Origin of the sequence: Bradyrhizobium sp. Arg237L, assembly GCF_029990105.1 — a bacterium.
Taxonomy (GTDB): Bacteria; Pseudomonadota; Alphaproteobacteria; order Rhizobiales; family Xanthobacteraceae; genus Bradyrhizobium.
In genome coordinates this window covers 77278-100048 of the sequence record NZ_JAQMIL010000002.1, presented here as the reverse complement: position 1 = coordinate 100048, position 22771 = coordinate 77278, and the positions used below count along the sequence as shown (strand labels likewise).

16 protein-coding genes are annotated in these 22771 nt (G+C 62.7%); 12 read left to right on the top strand and 4 right to left on the bottom strand.

Annotated features, from left to right (window positions below):
- Positions 1-8: 8 nt before the first annotated feature.
- Genes OZ411_RS01655 through OZ411_RS01630 form a run of 6 tightly spaced genes read left to right on the top strand, consistent with a single transcriptional unit; the run spans position 9 to position 7193 of the window.
- Entirely contained in the window at positions 9-1172 is a 1164-nt protein-coding gene (locus OZ411_RS01655) for an acyl-CoA dehydrogenase family protein (protein WP_282526531.1), read from the top strand.
- Positions 1173-1176: 4 nt separating this feature from the next.
- Positions 1177-3267, top strand: coding sequence for an acetate--CoA ligase family protein (locus tag OZ411_RS01650; RefSeq protein WP_282526530.1), 2091 nt, complete (start codon positions 1177-1179; stop codon positions 3265-3267).
- Positions 3260-3625, top strand: coding sequence for a hypothetical protein (locus OZ411_RS01645; protein ID WP_282526529.1), 366 nt, complete (start codon positions 3260-3262; stop codon positions 3623-3625). Before OZ411_RS01650 ends, OZ411_RS01645 begins: the two co-directional genes overlap by 8 nt.
- Positions 3622-4482 (top strand): alpha/beta hydrolase, encoded by an 861-nt coding sequence (locus tag OZ411_RS01640; RefSeq protein ID WP_282526528.1) that lies wholly within the window; start codon positions 3622-3624, stop codon positions 4480-4482. The genes OZ411_RS01645 and OZ411_RS01640 overlap by 4 nt, the downstream gene beginning before the upstream one ends.
- Before the next feature lie 36 nt (positions 4483-4518).
- Positions 4519-5730 carry an ABC transporter substrate-binding protein gene (locus tag OZ411_RS01635; RefSeq protein WP_282526527.1) on the top strand — a complete coding sequence of 404 codons (1212 nt, stop codon included), beginning with the start codon at positions 4519-4521 and terminating at the stop codon, positions 5728-5730.
- Between the two features lie 14 nt (positions 5731-5744).
- The gene (locus OZ411_RS01630) at positions 5745-7193 is read left to right on the top strand and encodes an NAD-dependent succinate-semialdehyde dehydrogenase (RefSeq protein WP_282526526.1); all 1449 of its coding nucleotides are present in this window, start codon (positions 5745-5747) and stop codon (positions 7191-7193) included.
- 9 nt (positions 7194-7202) lie between these two features.
- Here the strand turns inward: OZ411_RS01630 and OZ411_RS01625 are convergent, their stop codons facing one another.
- Entirely contained in the window at positions 7203-8228 is a 1026-nt protein-coding gene (locus tag OZ411_RS01625) for a histidinol-phosphate transaminase (protein ID WP_282526525.1), read from the bottom strand.
- Positions 8229-8642: 414 nt separating this feature from the next.
- On the opposite strand from OZ411_RS01625, the gene OZ411_RS01620 reads away from it, so the two are divergent.
- A complete protein-coding gene (locus OZ411_RS01620) occupies positions 8643-9113 on the top strand; it encodes a hypothetical protein (protein WP_282526524.1) in 471 nt (156 codons plus the stop codon).
- Positions 9114-9615: 502 nt separating this feature from the next.
- Complete coding sequence (locus OZ411_RS01615) at positions 9616-12366, top strand: HAD-IC family P-type ATPase (protein ID WP_282526523.1); 2751 nt, start codon at positions 9616-9618, stop codon at positions 12364-12366.
- Between the two features lie 23 nt (positions 12367-12389).
- Here OZ411_RS01615 and OZ411_RS01610 read toward each other — a convergent pair whose 3' ends face one another.
- Positions 12390-13292 (bottom strand): polyphosphate kinase 2 family protein, encoded by a 903-nt coding sequence (locus OZ411_RS01610; protein WP_282526522.1) that lies wholly within the window; start codon positions 13290-13292, stop codon positions 12390-12392.
- 532 nt (positions 13293-13824) lie between these two features.
- Here OZ411_RS01610 and OZ411_RS01605 point away from each other — a divergent pair.
- The 4 genes from OZ411_RS01605 (at position 13825) to OZ411_RS01590 (ending at position 20974) form a co-directional block, all read left to right on the top strand.
- Complete coding sequence (locus tag OZ411_RS01605; RefSeq protein ID WP_282526521.1) at positions 13825-15693, top strand: dihydroxy-acid dehydratase; 1869 nt, start codon at positions 13825-13827, stop codon at positions 15691-15693.
- A gap of 640 nt (positions 15694-16333) precedes the next feature.
- Positions 16334-17353 carry a TRAP transporter substrate-binding protein gene (locus tag OZ411_RS01600; protein WP_282526520.1) on the top strand — a complete coding sequence of 340 codons (1020 nt, stop codon included), beginning with the start codon at positions 16334-16336 and terminating at the stop codon, positions 17351-17353.
- A 45-nt stretch (positions 17354-17398) separates the two neighbouring features.
- Positions 17399-19297, top strand: coding sequence for a TRAP transporter large permease subunit (locus tag OZ411_RS01595; protein WP_282526519.1), 1899 nt, complete (start codon positions 17399-17401; stop codon positions 19295-19297).
- A gap of 27 nt (positions 19298-19324) precedes the next feature.
- The gene (locus OZ411_RS01590; protein WP_282526518.1) at positions 19325-20974 is read left to right on the top strand and encodes an acyl-CoA synthetase; all 1650 of its coding nucleotides are present in this window, start codon (positions 19325-19327) and stop codon (positions 20972-20974) included.
- A gap of 202 nt (positions 20975-21176) precedes the next feature.
- Here the strand turns inward: OZ411_RS01590 and OZ411_RS01585 are convergent, their stop codons facing one another.
- Positions 21177-21983 carry an MBL fold metallo-hydrolase gene (locus OZ411_RS01585; RefSeq protein ID WP_130580282.1) on the bottom strand — a complete coding sequence of 269 codons (807 nt, stop codon included), beginning with the start codon at positions 21981-21983 and terminating at the stop codon, positions 21177-21179.
- On the bottom strand, positions 21980-22771 hold the full coding sequence (locus OZ411_RS01580) for a TatD family hydrolase (protein ID WP_282526596.1): 792 nt from the start codon (positions 22769-22771) through the stop codon (positions 21980-21982). Before OZ411_RS01580 ends, OZ411_RS01585 begins: the two co-directional genes overlap by 4 nt.

Sequence of the window (22771 nt, the reverse complement as noted above, 5' to 3'; positions counted from 1 at the left end):
GGTTGCAGATGGATTTCAGTCTCTCAGAAGAGCAGCAGATGTTTGCGGACTCGGTGCGCCGTTTCGCCGAGGACAACCTTGCTGACGGCGCGATCGCCCGGGCGCATGACCCGCGGTTTCCGTTCGATGTGGCGCGCCTGCTGGCCGATCAGGGGCTGCTCGGCATCGCCTTTGATCCCGCCGACGGCGGTCAGGGTGGAACGCTCTTGGATTCCGTGATCGCGATCGAGCAGATTGCCTCGGTCTGCCCGCGCAGCGCCGACGTGGTACAGGCCGGCAACTTTGGGCCGATCCGCACCTTCGTGGAATATGCCAGCGCCGAGCAGAAAGCCCGCTATCTGCCCGACCTGCTCGGAGGCCGGGCCGTCATCAGCCTCGGCATGAGCGAGCCGGATGCAGGTTCCGCCGCGACCGAGATGAAGACTGCCGCAAAGGCCGACGGCGATCACTATGTGATCGACGGGAGCAAGGTGTTCGGAACCCACAGCCCGGATGCCAACCTGTTCCTGGTCTACCTGCGCTTCGGACCTGGCGTCGGAGGCATCGGCTCGGTGCTGGTGGAGCGTGGGACTCCGGGTTTCACGGTCGGCAAGGCGTCTTCGTTCATGAGCGGAGAGGAGTGGAGCCCGCTGTATTTCGAGAACTGCCGGATTCACAAGAGCAACGTTCTGCTCGGCCCCGGCGGCTTCAAGAAACAGATATCGGGCTTCAACGTTGAACGGCTGGGCAATTCGTCGCGCTCGCTCGCGCTTGGCCGCTATGCCTTCAATCTGGCGCGGGAGCACGCGCTGGTGCGCCGCCAGTTTGGGCGGCTGCTGTGCGAATTCCAAGGGTTGCAGTGGAAGTTTGCGGACATGGCGACCAAGCTCGATTCCGCGCAATTGCTGCTCTACCGCGCTGCAAGCGTCAAGGAAGGCTTGCCCTCGGCGTACCACACCGCCATGGCGAAGCTGGCCTGCAATCAGGCCGGTTTCGATGCCGCGAACGAAGCGGTGCAGATCATGGGCGGTCTCGGCTACAGCACCGAGGGGCTGGCGGAGTACTGCATGCGGCGCACGCGCGGCTGGATGATCGCCGGCGGCTCGATCGAGATCCTCAAGAACCGGATTGCCGAGGACGTTTTCGAGCGGCGTTTCGATCAGCGCGGCGTCCAGGTTCGGGCGGCCGAGTAGGGCGATGGCGGACACCGGCTTCGTTCAACCGCTGCTGGCGCCCAGAAGCATCGCGCTGGTCGGCGCCTCCGACGACAGCACCAAGACGTCGTCGCGGCCGCTGCGCTATCTGAGGCAGGCGGGATACGAAGGCACGATCTATCCTATCAATCCTCGCCGCGCGCAAATCGGGGGCGAGCGGGCATGGCCGTCATTGTCAGCGCTGCCCGCCGTCCCGGACCATGCCTTCATCCTGACGCCGACGGAGCAGGCCCTGGAGGCGGTCGAGGAATGCGCGCGCCTGGGTGTGCCCGTGGCGACGATCCTGGCGACAGGATTCTCCGAGGACCGCAACGCGGGACCTGCGCGGGTCGCGCGCCTCAAATCGCTGTGCACGGACTCGCGGCTGCGCATCCTGGGGCCATCGAGCCTTGGCGCCATCAACCTGCACCACCGTACGATCCTTACCGCCAACGCCGCGTTTGCGGAGCCGGATCTTCCGGTTGGCGGCACCTTCGTCGCCTCCCACAGCGGCAGCATGCTTGGCGGATTGATATCGCGCGGCAAGACGCGCGGCGTAGGCTTTGCGGGCCTGGTGTCGGTTGGCAACGAAATCGACCTCAGTCTGGGCGAGATATGCGCGGCGACACTCGATGACCCTGAGATCACGAGCTACATGCTGTTTCTCGAGAGCCTGCGGCACGCCGACGATCTCAGGGCGTTCGCGCTCGGCGCGGCGGCGCGCGGCAAGCCGGTCGCGGCCTACAAGCTCGGGCGTTCGCCGGTGGCGGCGGAATTGGCGCTGTCGCATACCGGCGCGCTCGCCGGCGAGGATGACGTCGCCGATGCTTTCCTGGCCGATTGCGGCATCGCCCGGGTCGAGAATTTTGAAACCCTCCTCGAGGTGTTGCCGCTGCTCGAACGCGTTCCCCTCGGCGCGACCGTGGGCCGAAGCCCTCGGGTCGGCATCCTCACCACGACCGGCGGCGGTGCGGCGATGGTGGTGGATGGACTGGCGGGCAGGGGAATTGAGGTCGTCACACCTTCGAAAGAGACCTTCGCCGCCATTGGCGCTGCCGGCGTGGCCGTGCAGCATGAGCGGATCGTCGATCTGACGCTTGCCGGAACGCGCTATGACGTCATGAAGGCCTCGCTTGAGGCGATGCTGGCGGCGCCTGAATTCGACATGGTGGTCGCAGTGACGGGATCTTCGGCGCGGTTTCAGCCCGAGCTCGCGGTAAGGCCCGTGATCGACAGTGCGGCATCCGGAAAGCCGCTTGCTGCATTCCTGGTGCCCGATGCGCCGGACGCGTTGCGTCTGCTTGCGGAAGCCGAGGTGCCGAACTTCAGGACTCCGGAAGCCTGCGCCGACGCGATCGCGGCAGCTTACAAGAGGCGCACACCGCGCGCGGCGACCCCGGCAGCTCAGCTCTCGTCCGACACGCGACAGCTCGACGAACTCGAAGCCTATGCTCTGCTGGCAGGCCTTGGAATCGACCATGCGCCGAGCGTGTCGCTTCCGGCCGACGGATCGAAGCTGGATCTGCCGTTCTCCTATCCCGTCGCGGTCAAGGCGCTCTCCGCCGAGATCGCGCACAAGACGAATGTCGGCGGCGTCGTGCTCAATGTGATGAACGCGGAGGAACTCAAGGCCGCGATCCTGCGCATCGCCACCTCAGTCGCCACGAACTGCCCCGGGATTGCGCTGCGGCAAGTCCTCGTCCAGCCCATGACCTCCGGTCTCGGCGAGGTCTTGCTCGGGTATCGGCGTGACCCGGACGCTGGGCCGATCGTGCTGCTCGCTGCCGGCGGCATTTACACGGAGATCTATCGCGATCGAAGCATTCGCCTCGCGCCGGTCGACCTCGCAGGCGCGAGCGAGATGATCGAGGAGCTGAGCATCTCCCGCATCTTCCAGGGCTTTCGCAACCGGCCCGTCGGTGATCTGGAGGCGCTGGCCCGCGCTATTGTCGCATTCTCGAAACTTGCCGAATATAGCGAGCGCGGCGTGATCGACGCAGAAATCAATCCCCTCATCGTCCGTCCAAAAGGAGAGGGCGTCCTGGCGATCGACGCGCTGGTGCAGCTCGCACAACAGGGAGATCGTGATGATTGAGCAATTGAAGGAGCGTGTAAACGCCGATGCCGGCCTGGTTCGCCGCGGCCGTTTCCTCTCGACCAACTTCCTGCTCGAGGTCGGCTCGACGCAGTGGCTGATAGACATCGTGGAAGGACAGGTTTCGTCGGTGACGCAAGGACCTTTCGTGATGCCCTCATGGTCGTTCGCACTGCGCGCCCCGCAGGAGGAGTGGGCGAGGTTCTGGCAGGCCGACCCGCAGCCCGGTTCGCATGACCTGATGGCGCTGATCAAGCGCCGCGTCCTGAAGGCCGAGGGGAACCTCCAGGTCTTCATGGCGAACCTTCGTTACTTCAAGGAAAGCCTCGCGAAGCTGCGGGCGGGAGTTGCAGCATGAGCGCGAGCTTTGAACCGATCGTCGGCCGCTACATGAATCTTCAACTGCTGGGCCGGCCGCACCGCCTTTACGTCGAGGAGGCCGGGCAGGGCGCGCCGCTATTGTGCCTGCACACGGCCGGTTCGGACGGCCGGCAATATCGGGCGCTGATGAATCACAAGGACATCATCGCCCGTCATCGGGTGATCGCGTTCGATATGCCCTGGCACGGGAAGTCGTCACCGCCCGCTGGCTGGCACGATGAGGAATATCAGCTCACCTCGCAGCAATACACCACCATGATCCTCGAGATCATGCAGGCGCTCGAGCTGGACAAGCCCATCGTGATGGGATGCTCGATCGGCGGACGCATCGTGCTGCATCTTGCGCTGGAGCACCCCGAACGCTTCCGCGCGATTATCGGCCTGCAGGCCGGCGCTCACGTCGACCCTTACTATGATCTCAACTTCCTGCATCGTCCCGACGTGCACGGCGGCGAAGTGTGCGCGGCGATTGTCTCCGGCCTGGTCGGACCGAAGGCGCCGGTCAAGGAACGCTGGGAAACGCTGTGGCACTACATGCAGGGCGGGCCGGGCGTCTTCAAGGGCGACCTGCATTTCTACAAGATCGACGGCGACATCCGCGAGCGCGTCGCGCAGATCGACACGTCGCGTTGTCCGTTGTTCCTGCTTTCCGGCGAGTACGACTATTCGTGCACGCCCGAGGAAACAATGGCTGTCGCCGCAAGTGTGAAGGGGGCCCAAGCCACCATCATGAAAGGCCTCGGCCATTTTCCGATGAGTGAGGACCCTCAGGCTTTCATTGGTTACCTGCTGCCCGTGCTCGAGGAAATCAGCCGGACAGCCGGCAAGGGGTAATTTGTCAGTTTCAATTAAAGGGGAGGACAAGGGCAAATGAATCTTCGTTCCATCGTGCTGGCTGTATCGACTGCTCTGGCAGCCACGCCGGCAGCGGCCGAGATTTCGGGCGGAGTCGTGAAAATCGGCGTGCTCACGGACATGTCGGGACCGTATGCCGACAATGTCGGCGCAGGCGCCGTGCTCGCCGCGAAAATGGCGGTTGAGGATTTCGGCGGCAAGGTTGCCGGCGTTCCGATCGAGGTCGTGTCTGCCGATCACCAGAACAAGGCGGACATCGGGCTTGGCATCGCACGGCGCTGGTACGACACCGAGGGTGTCGACACCATCACCGAGGTCGTGTCCTCGGCGGTCGCCCTCGCTGTTCAGCAGCTCTCGCGCGACAAGAACAAGGTCCTGCTGGCGACCGGCCCCGGAACGCCCGACCTCACGGGCAAGGCCTGCTCACCGGTCGGTATCCATTGGGCGTACGACAACTATGCACTTGCCAATGTCGCGACTGCACCGCTGGTGCATAGGGGTCTGAAGAGCTGGTACTTCCTGACTGCGGACTACAGTTTCGGACACGCCTTGGAAGCGGAGGCGGCCAAGGTGGTCACCGCGAACGGGGGCCAGGTACTCGGATCGGCCCGGGCTCCGCTCAACACCTCCGACTTCTCGTCATACCTGCTGCAGGCGCAGGCATCGAAGGCTCAGGTGGTCGGCCTCGCCAATGCCGGGGCAGATATGATGAACTCGCTCAAGCAGGCCAACGAGTTCGGTCTGACCGATGGCGGCCAGAATATCGCGGCCTTGCTCGTGAACCTTCCCGACATTCACGCTCTCGGTCTCAACAGCGCCAAAGGCCTGATGTTTGCCGACAGCTTCTATTGGGATCTCAACGACAAGACCCGCGCATGGAGCAAACGCTTCATGGAGCGCTTCAACGGCAAGGCGCCCGGCAGCCTTCAGGCGGCCGTCTACGGTGCCGTGACGCACTACCTCAAGGCGGTGGAAGTAACCAAGAGCGATGAAGGAACGGTTGTCGCACAACAGATGCGTAAGACGCCGATCAATGATTTTTACACGGTGAACGGCAGTATCCGCGAGGACGGCCGTGTGTTGCGCGACATGTACCTGCTGCAGGTGAAGCAGCCTTCGGAATCGAAATATCCGTGGGACTACTACAAGGTGCTCGCCACCGTTTCGGGTGACAAGGCGTTTCGTTCCTTGAAGGACGGCAACTGCCCGCTGCTCACCGAGAAATGAGATCGAGCGTTCGCATGGCAATGGACTATCCTGAACTGAGGCTGTTCATCGGCGGCCGATGGATCGGCCTTGACGGCCGAAGGGGCGAGCCGGTCTACAATCCGGCGACCGGAAATGTCCTGGCCGAGCTTCCGCATGCGACCGAGGCTGATCTTGACGAAGCCCTGGCTTCCGCGGCCGCGGGTTTCGACCGATGGCGGCGCACGTCGCCGGTCGAGCGGGCGCGGGTGCTGCAGCAGACATCCGCCCGGATGCTGGAGCGGCGGGACCAGATCGCGGCGCTGATCACGTTGGAACTGGGCAAACCGATCGCCGAAGCAAAGGCCGAGGTTGAGCAGGCCGCGGGGATCTTCAACTGGAATGCAGAGGAGGGGCGACGCGCCTATGGGCGGGTCATTCCGCCGCGAACGCAAGGGGCCATGCAGTTCGCTGTGCGCGAGCCGCTAGGTCCCATTGCCGCGTTCGCTTCCTGGAATGCGCCGGCAATCACGCCGTCGCGAAAGATCAGCGGCGCGCTCGCCGCCGGTTGCTCCGTCATCATCAAGGCGTCGGAAGAAACGCCGGCGACCGCACTTGCCATTGCCGCATTGCTGCAGGAGAGCGGTCTGCCGGACGGGGTGCTGAACGTCGTGTTCGGCAATCCCGCGGAGATATCGGCGAAGCTGATCGGCTCGCCGATCATTCGCGGCATAACCTTCACGGGCTCGACCTCGGTCGGCAAGCAGCTCGCATCGCTGGCGGTGCAGGGCATGAAGCGAATGACTCTGGAACTCGGCGGTCACGCGCCCGTGGTGATCTTCCAAGACGTCGATCCAGAGGCGGTGGCACTTTCTGCGGTGACGGCAAAATATCGGAACGCGGGGCAAGTGTGCACTTCACCGACGCGGTTCTACGTGCACCGCTCGATCCACGATCGCTTTGTCGCGCGTTTCACCGAGCTCGCAAGAGCCATCAAGGTCGGGAACGGCCTCGATCCGGCGACGAAGATGGGACCGCTGGCCAATGCGCGCCGGCTGGAGGCGATGGACCGTTTCCTGGATGATGCCCGCTCGCGACAGATCGCGATCCCGGTCGGCGGCAAGCGGATCGGAGGCGAGGGCTGCTTCTACAGCCCGACCTTGATCGCGAATGTCGATGAGGAGTGCCTGGTTTCGAACGTGGAGCCGTTCGGCCCGATCGCCGCAACAACCGCGTTCGACACGGCCGAAGATGCCATCCGTCTCTGCAACCGGCTCCCGTTCGGCCTTGCGTCCTACGTGATGACCAACGACATGCGCAATGCCGGCGCCATGATCGACGGCATCGAAGCCGGCAACGTCATCGTGAACCACTGGCAGGCATCGCTGCCGGAGACGCCGTTCGGGGGCTACAAGGACAGCGGCGTCGGTTCGGAAGGCGGGGTCGAAGGACTGCAGGCCTTTCAGAACATCAAATATGTGAGTGAGCATAGGCCTCCGTCATGACGGCGCGGCTCAGGTCGAGCGCAACAGGTCCGCGACAGCCCGGCGGGCGATCGCGTTTTGCTCCGGCAGGCCGATCGAAATGCGCACCCAGGTGTCGAGCGGCGGATAACTACGACCGATGTCGATGCCTTGTGCTGCGAGCGCGGACGCAACGGCTTGTTGCGGCCGGCCGGAGTCGAAGAACACGAAATTGCCCTGCGATTCCGTGAAGCGAACCTTTCGTTGCCGGAACAGCTCGTGCCAGGCATCGCGCTCGGCCGCGACCTTGGCGCGAACCGACGGCACATAGTCTGTATCTTTCAGACTGGCGTCTGCCGCGACGAGGCTGAGCCGATTGAGCCCGAAAAAGGCGCCGATGCCGAGCAGCTTCACCGATTTGGCCAGTTCGGCGGGCGCCAGCGTGTAGCCGATGGCAAGGCTGGCAAGCCCGTAGATTTTCGCGAATGTCCTGAAGACGGCGACCTGATCGCCGTCGCGGACGAGGCCGGCCACGGTTCGCTTCTCGAAATCCGGCGTGAATTCGAGATAGGCCTCATCGACGATCACGAGCGTGCGCTTGGAGAGATCGTGCACGAAGTCGATGAACTGCGCCGCCTCGCTCACCGTGCCGCTCGGATTGTGCGGATTGACGAGATAGACCGCGCGCGTCCGTCCATTGACCTTGCCGGCGATGGCCGGGAGGTCGTTCTCAAGCCGGTCGTTGAGGGGAACGCCGACGACAATGCCGCCGGCGGGCGAGACGGCATCGACCAGTGCAGTATAGCCGGGCTCGGAATAGATGAACTCGCCGCCCACACCGCCGCGGGCCGACAGATACAGGCCGAGCACGTCGAGGATCTCGCCGAGTACGATCTGCTCGGCAGCAACATTCTCGCGCGCGGCAATCGTCTGCGTCAGCTCGGTGAGTTCGTCGCCGGTATAGCGGCTGAGACCGGTGAGGTGGGCCTTGATCGCCTCCAACGCCCGGGGCGAGGGACCGAACGGATTTTCATTCAAGGAGAGGCGAATTCGATCTTGTTTCGATGCATCGGCCATGGCTGGATACAAAAGACTGCTGGTTGCGGCCGCACTGATCAGCAGCCAATCGCGTCGAGAAAGCTCCGTCAGGGTGCTGCTCCTTACGGTCGATAGCGGTCGCAACAATTGCGCCGGTCACCACCAACTATAAGCGACCATTGGGACCATCGAGAACACGTCAGGCTGCACCGTCGCGCGATTGTTACGCGCGGTGAACTTACGTTGTCTACAGTCTTGATCTCGGATACAATTCGGGGCGATTGCATGCCTTCTCTCCACGCAACACTCTCATTGTCGTGACCGACAACGAAAGGATTCTCGGATCGAACGAAAATCGACACACACCGGCGAATACAAACGCTGAGTTTATTTTTCTCCGGCGCAAACTGCTGCGAACATTTCGACCTTGAGCACACGCTAAAGGAGGCAAGAATGAAGACAGTGATTGCGTTATTGTCGACGATTTTCCTGCTGGCCGTACCTGTGACGGCGCATTCCAAATCCGTTTTTGTTGCGAAAGTTCCTAGTGTCTGGCGCACGCCCAACGGCGCAGCGTTCCTGGAATTCCGTTCCAACCCTGATCTAAATAGCGCGTGGGTGTCCGCGACCTTATGCGATAAATACGTTACTGGAGATTGGGCAGCGTCCGAATGCAAACCATACAACAGCTACAAGATTAGAGTTGCTGGCCTTGTCTACGATCGTTCGCTAGGTGCAATCCGCCTTGGCAAACATGTGTGCGCATGGGTGGAAGATGGACTTGTGCGGCCGATCTTTCGGCAGACGGGCCAGTGCAAACTCAACATAGGCTCGGTTCGTCAAGACTACAGTGATGGGTTTGAAACGTACTGGCGACCGATGGATGTGATCACCATCCAGCTAAATGATTCACCCGGCAGATAGGTCGAGCGATGCGCCTTGATCACAAGGCGCCTCCTCAGCGATGCCGTGCGGCAGAATCGTCCCGATGCACACCGCACCTTGCGGGAATACTGTCTCGCGCTCATGCAACACGACGAGAGCAAGGCGAGGGTGATACGGACCGAACGCGTTGGCGCTAGGTAAGCCTTGCTGACGTATCAAGGCCGTGTCGATCGACCAAGAATCTCGGCGAGCTGCGACGCGAAAGCCTCACCACACGGCCAGATACGTTGCCTTGGTGAGCGTTCGCCACACCGTGGGGTTTTCGGATCCCACGAATGAGAAGTTCGTCGACGCGTTGCATCGGATATCGCTTGGTATCCGCTCGCGGGCCGTCGGCCTTATCGCCCCTTGGTCGTCAGCCTGGGCCGCAATTGCTCCTTGAGTTGTATTTGGCGACCGACGGTGCGATGATGCTCGCGCTCACAGACGCGTACTCGGTTTCTGGAATTCCAGGTCGCAAGCTTTTCTTCCTTGCAGACGCATGAGCACAGCAGTGAATGCGAACCCGGTCAGCGAGATTGTTGCCTGGCACGCGACATCTCAACAAGAGGTCGTGGAGCGACTCGGCACCAGCCGGGAGAAAGGTCTCGATCCGGCTGAGGCCGCGGTCCGCCTACGGAAATACGGGCCAAACCGTCTGCCGGAAGGCAGGAAGGAGGGACCATTTGCCCGGTTTCTCGCGCAGTTCAACAACATCCTGGTCTACGTGCTGCTCGCCGCGGGATTCACCAAGTTGATGCTGAACCTCTGGGTTGACGCGGCAATCATCTTTGGTGTGGTCGTTCTCAACGCGCTGCTCGGGTTCATTCAGGAGGGCAGGGCCGAGAAAGCACTGGATTCCATCCGCAACATGCTGTCTGCGGAGGCGCGGACGGTGCGCAGTGGCGAGACCCGCATGATTGCTGCGGAGCAGCTTGTTCCGGGCGACGTCGTGCTCCTGGAGTCGGGTGACAAGATTCCCGCAGACCTGCGGCTCATCGAAGCGAAGAACCTGCGGACTGAAGAGGCCGCCCTCACTGGCGAATCGGTGCCGGCGGAGAAGGGCGTCGATGCGGTACCTGTGAACGCGACGGTCGGGGATCGCGAGAGCATGGCGTTTTCCGGCACCATGGTCACGTCCGGTCGCGCGACCGGGGTGGTCGTCTCGACCGGTAGCGAGACCGAACTCGGCCGCATCAACCAGTTGCTCGCCAATGTCAGTCCGCTCGAGACCCCGTTGCTGCGCCAGGTCAAGAAATTCGGCTACGCCATCACCGCTGCGATCGGGGTGATCAGCGTCCTGATATTCGCCTACGGAAAGTGGGTGAAGGGTATGGACTTTGTGGGGCTGTTCCAGGCCGTCGTCGGCATCGCCGTATCGCTCATTCCGGAGGGACTACCCGCGCTCATCACGATTACCCTGGCCATCGGCGTGCAGCGCATGGCGCAGCGCAACGCCATCATCCGGCGATTGCCTGCGGTCGAGACGCTCGGATCGGTGTCGCGGATTTGCTCGGACAAGACGGGCACGCTGACGCTCATGGAAATGATGGTGGTGTCCGCCGTCACGGCTGAGTCAGCATATCAAATTACAGGCGACGGTTATTCGCCGAAGGGGGAGATCAGAAAGGACGGAGAGCCCGCGGGCAGGGAGCCGGTACTCGCGCTCATGGGGCGGGTTTCGTTGCTCTGCAACGATGCGGAGCTGTTTCAGGAGGAAGGCCGTTGGAAGGTGGAGGGCGATCCGACGGAGGGCGCGCTCTATCCGTTCGCGGCCAAGCTCGGCATGGATCGGCAGGCAGAGCAGGCGGCAGCTCCGCGTATCGATGCCATTCCGTTCGAATCCGAGCACAAGTTCATGGCGACGCTCCACGAGGCTGCGAGCGGCGAGCAGGTGCTGCTGGTCAAGGGCGCCCCGGAAGTGATCCTCGATCACTGCGATCGCCAGCAGACCGCCAACGGCCAGCCGAGGCCGCTCGACCGCGAGCACTTCTTGAAACAATCAGACCGGCTTGCGGCTCAAGGCGAACGTGTGCTGGCACTGGCGTGGCTCGAGAATCCGAATGTGAAGACCGGCGGTCTCACCGCGGCCGACTTGCCGCGGACGCTCGTCTTGCTCGGCCTGATCGGCTTGCTGGATCCGCCGCGCAAAGAGGCCATCGAGGCTGTGAAGGAGTGCCACGGCGGTGGCATCCGGGTCACCATGATCACGGGCGATCACAAGATCACCGCCGCGGCCATCGCCAAGATGCTTGGTCTCGGTGACGGGAAGACGGCGATCACGGGCGCCGAGATCGAGGGTATGGACACCGCGACGTTGCAGGAACGCGTTCGCGCCGTTGATGTCTTCGCGCGTGCAAGCCCTGAACACAAGCTGCGCCTTGTGAAGGCCATTCAGGCCAACAACCAAATCGTGGCAATGACAGGCGATGGCGTAAACGATGCGCCTTCGCTCAAGAAAGCCGACATCGGCGTTGCGATGGGTATCAAAGGCACCGAGGTAACGAAGGAAGCAGCCGGGATGATCCTGGCCGACGACAACTTCGCCTCGATCTCGGCAGCGGTGAAAGAGGGACGCACGGTCTACAACAATATCGAGAAGGCCATGCTTTTCTTGTTGCCGACCAACGTCGCGCAGGCGCTGGTGATTGCGTCGGCAATCTTTCTTGGCTTCACCATGCCGATCACCGCCCCGCAAGTGCTCTGGGTCAATATGGTGACTTCGGTTGCGCTTGGCCTGGTCATCTCCTTCGAGCCGCACGAGATCGATGTGATGCAGCGGCCTCCGCGCGCGGCGGACCGCCCGATCGTCACCGGCTTCGGGATTTGGCGGATCGTCTTTGTTGGTTTGGCGCTCCTTGCCTACACCCTGCTGGCGTTCTTCTGGATGAAGGGCCAGGGCGCTTCGGACGGATTGGCGCGGACGGTCGCCGTCAATGCCATCACGATTGGCCAGGTGTTCTATCTCTTGAACAGCCGCTATCTGCTCGACTCGTCGCTCGACCTCAAGGCGCACATGGGCAATCAGTACTTGCCGCTCGGCATTATTGCCGTGGTGATCCTGCAACTGATCTTCACCTACACACCACCGTTCCAGGCGATGTTCGGCAACGAAGCTATCCCGTTATGGGTCTGGCCCTGGCTGCTGGCAGGCGGTTTGGTGTTCTTCCTCGTCGTTGAGGCTGAGAAGCTGATCATTCGCTCGTCGGGTTCGTTGCGGGAGGTTGTCGTCGCTGCCGAAGCCGGCAACTGATCGCAGAGCCTTGGACAAGGGCGTCAGGCTTCGCGCGCAAGCTCCGTACGCGCGGCCGCCACCTCCTTCTTCTGCTCCGCGCTCAGCGTCGGGTATGCAAGGTCAAGCTGCTCGACCGTCTCCACGATCGCCGCGGCGACGACAAGCCGGGTGAACCACCTGTTGTCGGCCGGCACCACATACCACGGCGCGTGCTGCGAAGCCGTGGCCCGGATCGCATCTTCAAATGAGCGCATGTAGTCGCGCCAGAACTTGCGCTCATGGACGTCCGAAGGAGAGAACTTCCAGTTCTTCTCCGCGTTGTCGAGGCGCTTCATAAAACGCTTCTTCTGTTCCTCGCGCGACACGTTCAGGAAAAACTTGAGGATGACCACGCCCTGCCGGGTCAGGTAGTCTTCGAAACGCGCGATGTCGGCGAGCCGTTCGTCCCAGATGCGCTTGCCCATGAACTGCGGAGGCAATTTCTGTCGCTTCAGGATATCCTCGTGCACACGCACAACGAGGACCTCCTCGTAGTAGGAGCGGTTGAATATGCCGATCTTCCCACGCTCGGGCAGACGCCTGACGTAGCGCCACAGGAAGTCGTGGTCGAGCTCCTCTTGCGATGGCTGCTTGAACGAGGAGACCTGACAGCCTTGCGGATTGACCCCCGACATGACGTGTTTGATCGTGCTGTCCTTGCCAGCAGCATCCATGGCCTGGAAGACGAGCAGCAGCGACCAGCGGTCCTGGGCATACAGCATGTCCTGTTCTTCTGCGAGCCACTGAGTGCCGCGTTGAAGGAGGTCGGCTGCTTCACCCTTGTCCATCTTCAGGGTGCGCGTATCACCGGGGTCGAAATCCTTCAGTTGAAAGCCCTTGCCGTTAGTGACGCGGAACGGGTGGGTGTACTTCTGGATTTGGTCGAGAATCTCTTTTCTCGGCATAGCGAGACCTCCCATTTGTGAAGAGACAAACTCGCTCGGTCGCTTAGACGCCGCGAGATTTGAGTCAGAAACCGCGCGTAACGTCCTCACTTTATCATAGCAACAATGCTTGCCGACCCAGCGGCGTGAAGTTTACTGGATTCCTGCACGCGTTCAGCAAGAATTGGCAGCGGGCTCGGGTTTCCTGATCCGATTATTGCATTGCTCGAATTCAGCTTGATCGGAGCAAGATTGAGAACTCGTCTGCTTCCGTGCTTTACGAAGAAGTCTGTAGTAGTGGTCGACCCAGGGCAGGGTAGGACCATGGCTGAGTACCTCCCGCCCCAGCCAGCCGCCGCCTCAACGCAAGATGGTTTGACAATCCGATTGTGTCAGCGATCTTCGGGGCTTATGCACTGAACGGGCCGACCGCGATCAATCTCGCATTCGGCCCGCCGCGTTGCCACTGGGAACTTGGTCGTATCCTCTCGCACGCGGTGCGCCCCGCACTTTGTCGATCAAAACAAGCCGTTCGCTTGGAAGGAAACTCGCCGTGACAGAATCGAAAGCCGTCATCATCGACCGGCATCCAGGCCGCTCCACCCAAACCATCGGGATTGCGCGAGAGCTTGGCACCGATCCGGATCTGATCCACGAGCCGTCGGTTGGCGTGGTCGGCACCAAAGGCGACAGCCAGTGCTACATGGGTGTGACGGCGAAGGTCGATGCCATCCACGCCAGTCTCAAGAGCCGCATCGGCAGGGACGCGGGCCAGTTGAAGCTGCGCCTGGTCCAACCGGAATACACGATCGCGACGTCGGACGGTATCCGCAACGGCACCCGCGAAATGCGCTATTCGCTGATCGGGCGTGAGGTCACTCACGATGCGCTCTGCGAGCATTTGAGCGCGACCGGTCTCCGCGGTACCATCGCCGTCGTAGCCTGTGACAAGCCGCCGGTCGGCACGCTGGCGGCGCTGCTCGAGCACAATCAGCCGGCGATCATCATGTCGGATGGGCCGATCCATCCCGGTACCGACCCGAACACCGGCGAGAAGCTCGACATCGTCAGTGCCTATCAGGTCGCCGGCAACCCAGACGCCGAATACCGCCATCACATCGCCTGTCATGCCTGCCCCGGATACGGTAGCTGCGGCGGCATGTTCACCTACAACACCATGCAGACATTCATTGGCGTCGTCGGCATGCAGCCGCTGCACATGGTGGCGCCACCGTCCGACGATCCCCGCCGGCTCAAGGAATTCCCGGGCCAGCTGGTCGACTACCTCGCGCAAATGATCGCGAAGGACCTGAAGCCGCGCGACATCGTGGTTCGCGATTCCATCCGAAACGCCGTCATCGTCGCAATGGCGGTCGGCGGTTCGACCAATGTCACCCTGCATGCGCCGGAGATCGCGCGCGCCGCAGGCTTTGCGGACTTCTGGAAAGAGGTGATGACGCCGGCCGAGTTCAATCATCTGTCGCAGTATGTCGTTCCGGTCCTCACCGACGCCCGCCCGTATGGCAAGTATTCGATGGTCGACATCGACCAGGTTGGCGGCGTGCAGGTGATCGTGCGCGAACTGCTGGAGGCCGGGCTTCTCAACGGCGACGTGATGGCCTGCACGGGCGAAACGCTGGCGCAGCAGGTCAAGCGCCTCGGCACTAAGGCCGTCGATGGCACGGTGATCTATCCCGTCGCCAAGCCTTATAAGCCGACCGGAGGCCTGCGGGTTCTCGGCGGCAATTTGTCGCCGGAATTCTCGGCGATCCTGAAGCTTGCCGGCGTCGAAGGCGGACTGGAAAACAATCTGTTCCGCGGCAAGGCGCGCGTGTTCGAAGGCGAGCTGGGCCTGCTTGACGCGCTCGACAAGACGCCCGGGCGATCCCAGAACAACGACATGATCATCGTGCGCTACGAGGGGCCGAGCGGCGCTCCGGGCATGCCGGAGATGCTTGACCCGACCTCGCGCATCACCACGCTGTGCCGCGAGCGGGGAATCGTGGTGGCGCTGATGACCGACGCGCGGTTCTCCGGCGGATCGGTCGGCCTTGTCATCGGCCATGTCGGCCCTGAAGCGGCCCTTGGCGGACCAATCGCTCTCGTTCAGGACGGTGACGAGATCGTCGCGGACTTGAACAAGAACGAGCTCAACTGCACGGAGCTGTCGGATCCTGCCGTTCTCAGGCAGCGCAAAGCCGCATGGGACAAGGTGGTGGCGGATAACGGCGGCATCCACCCGAATTGCGGTGACGCGGATACGCGCCTGTTGCACCGCGCGCGGCTCACCGCCGTTCCTGCCACTCGCGGCGGCGGCCTGCATCCGAATCGCGAGGTCTGGGTGCGCCAGCCGCGCGAAGCAAAGCCGTCGGGTTTTGTGCCGACGAACAAGCACCGGCCGGAGACGAAAAAGGCATTCTAGGAACGGCGGCTGGCGCCGATGATCGAAATGCCAGCACCGACCGCAGGCAAAGTGCCCGGAGGTCGGAAGTGGTAAAGTAGAATGCGGGCACGTCCATGACCGGCGCGCATTCGATTTGGCAATTCCCAATCTGCTGCTGAGCAAGCACGACCTCGGCAACGAGCTGAACAAGATTCGCTGGGAACTGGGGAGGGCTGTCGGTCGGAAAATGCGGCGTCACGCCTGAGCGCTGACTATTGTCCCGGGTACCTTTATGGCCACGCTGGAAGGCATGGATGACCGTGCCGAGGCAATCATGGAGATATTTGAAACAGCGCCAAACCACAAACAAGGGATCGAGACTATCGCCTATACGAAATTCGCATAAGGTATATTATGGAATATTTTTATATCCAATCAGATCAAAGATTTAGGCGAACTTCCTGATGGAAATGCCGATTTGCTGCGTCAGCGCCAAGCCTCCCGTCACGCGATCCGGAGCGAGCGTTTCGGCCCGTCCGCATGTGAGCATCCAGCCGTGCGCTGCCCTGTCTGAAAGCTCATATTGCCGCGGGCTCCAGACGCTGCAATAAGCGCCGGCGAGATCGCTTGCCGATCCGCGGCACGGAAAACAACAAGCCTCATAAAGGGAGCAAACCAGATGAGCTTTTCACGACGCGCGCTACTGAAGGCATCGGCTGCCTCGGCCGTCCTGGGCGGCCTTGGCGCGCCATTGGTGGCCCGCGCGCAAGCCGCCGAATTCACCTACAAATACGCCAACAATCTCCCGGAGAGCCATCCCATGAACGTCCGCGCCCGCGAGATGGCGGCGGCGATCAAGACCGAGACCAATGGCCGCTTCGACCTGCAGGTTTTCCCCAACAACCAGCTCGGTTCCGATACCGACGTGCTGAGCCAGATCCGTTCCGGCGGCGTCGAGTTTTTCACGCTGTCCGGCCTGATCCTGTCGACGCTGGTGCCGGCGGCATCCATCAACGGCATCGGCTTCGCGTTCCCAGACTATGACACGGTCTGGAAGGCCATGGACGGCGGGCTGGGCGCCTATGTCCGCGGCGAGATCAAGAAGGCCGGCCTCGAGGTGATGGAAAAGATCTGGGATAACGGGTTCCGCCAGACCACGTCCTCGACCAAGCCGATCAACGGGCCGGAGGATTACAAGGGCTTCAAGATCCGCGTGCCGGTCTCGCCATTGTGGACTTCGATGTTCAAGGCGTTCGACGCCGCCCCCGCCTCGATCAATTTCAGCGAGGTCTATTCGGCGCTGCAGACCAAGATCGTCGAGGGCCAGGAGAACCCGCTGGCGATCATCTCGACCGCCAAGCTCTACGAGGTGCAGAAGTACTGCTCGCTGACCAACCACATGTGGGACGGCTTCTGGTTCCTGGCCAACCGCCGCGCCTGGGAGAAGCTGCCGGAGGATGTCCGCACCATCGTCGCCAAGAACGTCAATGCGGCCGCCGTCAACGAGCGCGCCGACGTCGCCAAGCTGAACGCCAGCCTGCAGCAAGAATTGGCCGGCAAGGGTCTCGTCTTCAACCAGCCGGGCATTACGCCGTTCCGCGACAAACTGCGCACCGCGGGCTTCTATGCTGAATGGAAGGGCAAGTATGGCGACCAGGCCTGGGAGCTCCTGGAGAAATCCGTCGGCAAGCTGTCGTAACCGCACAGCGTGCCAACACAATAATCTCTAGTGCAGGGGGCCGTCATGGCTCATGCCGAACTGAGCGAGATCATGGCCGGCGAGGCGGATCACTCCCCTCGCCGCCGTTCGTTCACGGAATCGGTCGAACACGCGCTCGGATGGCTGGTCGAGATCCCGGCGGCGCTATTGGTCGTGGCCGAGATCGTGATCCTGTTCGCCGGCGTGGTGGCTCGCTATGCGCTGCACAGCCCGCTGATCTGGTCGGACGAACTGGCCTCGATCCTGTTCCTGTGGCTGGCGATGCTGGGCGCTGCGGTCGCGTTCCGCCGCGCCGAGCACATGCGAATGACCGCAATTGTCGCCAATGCACCTCCGGCGCTGCGGTCCTATCTCGATCTCGTCGCGACCGCCGCGGCGCTGGCGTTCCTGCTCTTGATCGCCTGGCCGTCCTACGAATACGCCTACGAGGAAAGCTACATCACGACGCCGGCGCTGCAGATCCTCAATAGCTGGCGGGCGGCGGCGCTGCCGACCGGGATCGGCCTGATGGCGCTGTTCGCACTGCTGCGGCTTGCCCGCGCCGCCAATGTGCGGACGGTGCTGGCCGCAATCGCATCCGTGGCGGCGGTGATCGCCGTGTTCTGGCTGCTCAAGGGCGCCTTGCGGCCGCTCGGCAATCTCAATCTCATCATCTTCTTTGTCGGCGTCACCGGTTTTTCGGTCTTTGCCGGCGTGCCGATCGCATTCGCCTTCGGGCTTGCGACCTACGGCTATCTGGCGCTGACCACTGGCACGCCGCTGATGGTGCTGGTCGGCCGCATGGACGAGGGCATGAGCCATCTGATCCTGTTGTCGGTGCCGCTGTTCGTCTTCCTGGGGCTTCTGATCGAGATGACCGGCATGGCGCGGGCGATGGTCGCCTTCCTGGCGAGCCTGCTCGGCCACGTCCGCGGCGGCCTGCATTACGTGCTGGTCGGCGCGATGTACCTGGTCTCGGGTATTTCCGGCTCCAAGGCGGCCGACATGGCTGCCGTCGCGCCAGTGCTGTTTCCGGAGATGAAGGCGCGCGGCGCCCGGCCCGGCGATCTCGTCGCCCTGCTCTCCGCCACCGGCGCGCAGACCGAAACCATCCCGCCGAGCCTCGTGCTGATCACCATCGGCTCGGTCACCGGCGTTTCGATTGCCGCGCTGTTCACCGGCGGCCTGCTGCCAGGCGTGGTGCTGGCGATCACGCTGTCCGCGCTGGTCTGGTGGCGCTACCGCAAGGAGGACTTGCGGCATGTGAAAAAGGCGAGCGGCGCCGAGATTGGGCGGACGCTCATCATCGCCCTGCCCGCGCTGGCGCTGCCTTTCGTGATCCGTTACGCGGTGATCGAGGGCATCGCCACCGCGACGGAAGTCTCCACGATCGGCATCGTCTATGCCTTTATCGTCGGCTTCTTCATCTATGGCCTCTTGATCTACCGCAATTTCGACTGGCGGCGACTCGTGCCAATGCTGGTCGAGACGGCGTGCCTGTCGGGGGCGATCCTCCTGATCATCGGCACGGCGACCGGGATGGCCTGGGGGCTCACCCAGTCCGGCTTCTCCCGGGCGCTCGCTGCCGCCATGACCGGCCTGCCTGGCGGCTCGGCGAGCTTCATCGCGGTGTCGATCCTGGCCTTCGTGATCCTCGGCAGCGTGCTCGAGGGGATACCGGCGATCGTGCTGTTCGGGCCATTGTTGTTCCCGATCGCGCGCGCCGTCGGCGTCCACGAGGTGCACTATGCCATGATCATCATCCTGGCGATGGGCATCGGATTGTTCGCACCGCCCTTCGGCGTCGGCTATTATGCCGCCTGCGCCATCGGGCGCGTCGATCCGGCGCAAGGCATCAGACCGATCTGGGGCTATCTTCTGGCGCTGATGGTTGGCCTGATCATCGTCGCGGTCTTCCCGTGGATTTCCATCGGGTTCTTGTGAGACTTTAATCTTTAATGGGATCGAGCCATGAGCGCAGCCCAGAACCAGTACAATATCGGATTGGACAAGACGCCGGCCAACTACGTGCCGCTGACGCCATTGAGCTTCCTGGCACGTTCGGCCGCCATCTATCCCGACCATGTCAGTACCGTCTATGAAGGCCGCAGCTTCACCTGGGCCGAGACCTATGACCGCTGCCGGCGCTTCGCGTCCTATCTCGCCAGCCGCGGCATCGGGGTCGGCGATACCGTTGCGGCGATGCTGCCGAACATCCCCGCGATGAACGAACTGCACTTCGCGGTGCCGATGACCGGCGCGGTCTTGAATACGCTGAACATCCGGCTCGACGCGCCGTCGATCGCATTCCAGCTCGCTCATGGCGGCGCCAGGATCATCCTGGTCGATCCGGAATTTTCGGGCGTCATCGCCGATGTGCTGGCGCAGATGAAAGGCCCAAAACCCTTCGTGATCGACGTAGATGATGCATCGTTCGATGGCGGCCAGCGTATCGGCGAGATCGAATACGAAGCGGCGCTCGCGCTGGGCGCCCCCAATTTTGTCGAGCGTCGGCCTGACGACGAATGGGAAGCGATCGCGCTGAGCTACACGTCGGGGACCACGGGCAACCCCAAAGGCGTCGTGACCCATCACCGCGGCGCCTATCTCAATGCCGTCAGCAACATCCTGGCCGGCAATCTCGGCCAGCATCCGGTCTATCTCTGGACGCTGCCGATGTTCCACTGCAACGGCTGGTGCTTCCCCTGGACCCTGGCGGCTGCGGCCGGCGTCAACGTCTGCCTCCGCAAGGTCGAGCCCACCAGAATCTTCGAGCTGATCGCAAAACACGGCGTCACCCACATGTGCGGCGCGCCGATCGTCTACAACGTGCTGATCAATGCGCCGGACGCGCCGAAGGATGAGCGCGCAAGGCCCGTGATCGGATTGATCGCAGGCGCCGCCCCGCCGGTCGCCGTGCTCGAAGGCGCCGAGCGGATCGGCATCAAACTCACCCATGTCTATGGCCTGACCGAGGTCTATGGCCCCGCCTCCGTCTGCGCCGAGCAGCCCGGCTGGGACGAATTGCCCGCCCCGCAGCGCGCGCAGATGAAGCGGCGGCAGGGCGTGCCCTACCCGCTCGAAGAGGCCGTCACCGTGCTCGATCCCAGCACGATGCAGCCCGTGCCGCGCGACGCCGAGACCATCGGCGAAGTCATGTTCCGCGGCAACATCGTGATGAAGGGCTATCTGAAGAACGAGAAGGCGACGCGTGAAGCCTTCGCCGGCGGCTGGTTCCACACCGGCGATCTCGGCGTGCTCGACCAGCATGGCTACGTCATCATCAAGGATCGCTCCAAGGACATCATCATCTCCGGCGGCGAGAACGTGTCCTCGGTCGAGGTCGAGGACATCCTCTACAAGCATCCCGCCGTGCTGTTTGCGGCCGTGGTCGCAAAGCCCGATCCGAAATGGGGCGAAGTGCCCTGCGCCTTTGTCGAGCTGAAGGAAGGTGCGACTGCCACCGAAGCCGAGATCATCGCCTTCTGCCGCGATCAGGTGTCCGGCTTCAAGACGCCGAAGGCGGTCGTGTTCGGCCCGATTCCGAAGACCTCGACCGGCAAGATCCAGAAATTCATGCTGCGCGACCAGGTCGGATCGGCAAAGGCGATCACGGCGTAACTGTCGAACGCCCACCACGGCGTCATTGCGAGCGCAGCGAAGCAATCCACGTCTCCGCTTGCACCCGTGGCTGGATGGATTGCTTCGCTGCGCTCGCAATGACGGTGGAGGCGTGGCGCCGATTTCGTAGGGTGGGCAAAGCGAAGCGTGCCCACCATCCGCACTCCGCAAGAAGTGGTGGGCACGCTTCGCTTTGCCCACCCTACGGCAGCTTGTCCAACACCAGCCGCATCCCGTCGTACCCCGGCACCACGCCGGCGGGCAGCTTTTGCCGCAACGCCTCATAGTCGAGGTCGGCGTGCATGTTGGTGATGACGGCACGCTTCGGCTTGAAGCGGTCGATCCATGACAGCGCGTCGGCCACGCTGAAATGGCTGGAATGCGTCACATAGCGCAATCCGTCGACGATCCAGAGATCGAGGTTCTCCAGCGCCGGCCAGCTTTCCTTGGGAATGTCGTGCAGATCGGGCGTGTAGGCGGCATTGCCGACGCGAAAGCCGAGTGCGGGAATCCTGCCGTGCTGGACCAGGAAGGCGGAAAGCTTGACCGGACCGCCCTTCCCTTCGGTGGTGTGGCTCTCGCCCGCCTCGATGCCGTGACGCGTCAGGATCGGCGGATAGTCGCTGCCCTCAGGCGAGATGAAGCAATAGGAGAACCGCGCCATGATGTCTTTGGCGGTCGACTGATTGAAGTAGACCGGAATGCGCCGGCGCTGGTGCATCACCACCGAGCGGAGGTCGTCGATGCCATGGGTCTGGTCGGCGTGCTCATGAGTGAGAAAGACCGCGTCGATGTGATCGACATTGGCGTCGATCAGTTGCTCGCGCAGGTCGGGCGAAGTGTCGACCACGATCCGCGTGGTGCCATGCGCGCCGTTGCGCTCGACCAGCAGAGAGCAGCGGCGGCGGCGGTTCTTCGGATTGTTCGGATCGCAGGCGCCCCAGCCGAGCGCCGGGCGCGGCACGCCGGCGGAGGAGCCGCAGCCCAAAATCGTCAACGTGATCGTCATGCCGCCTCTTTCGGAGCCGGCACTTTCGAGAACAGCCGGAAGAAGTTTTCGGTGGTCTGCCGCGAGATGTCTTCCAGCGAAATGCCGCGCGTTTCGGCGAGGACCTTGGCGACCTCGACCACGTAGGAAGGCTCGTTGCGTTTGCCGCGGAATTTGCCGGGCGCGAGATACGGCGAGTCGGTCTCGACCATGATGCGATCGTCAGGCAGTTCGGCCGCGAGCGCTCGCAAGGCCTCCGATTTCTTGAAGGTCAGGATTCCCGTGAAGGAGATCGACAGACCAAGCGAGATCGCTTTCATCGCGAGCTCACGCCCGCCGGTGTAGCAATGCAGCACCGCCTTGAACGGTCCCTTCGCCACCTCGTCTTCCAGGATGCGGCCGCAATCCTCGTCCGCCTCGCGGGTATGGATCACGAGCGGCAGGCCGGTCGAGCGCGCAGCCGCAATATGTGCGCGAAAGCCGCGCTCCTGCGCCTCGCGCGAACCGTGCTGGTAGAAGTAGTCGAGCCCGGCTTCGCCGAGCGCCACGACCTTCGGATGCCTGGTCAGCTCGATCAGTTCGGCCGGCGGAATGCCGTCTTCCTGGTCGGCCTCATGCGGATGCGTGCCAACCGAGCAATAGACGTTCGGAAAGCGCTCGGCGATCGCAAGCAGCGCATCGAGCCGCCGGACCCGGGTCGAGATCGTGACCATACGCCCCACGCCCGCGCTTTCGGCCCGCGCGACGATGGCGTCGAGATCCTCGGCAAAATCCGGAAAATCCAGGTGGCAATGGCTGTCGACCAGCAT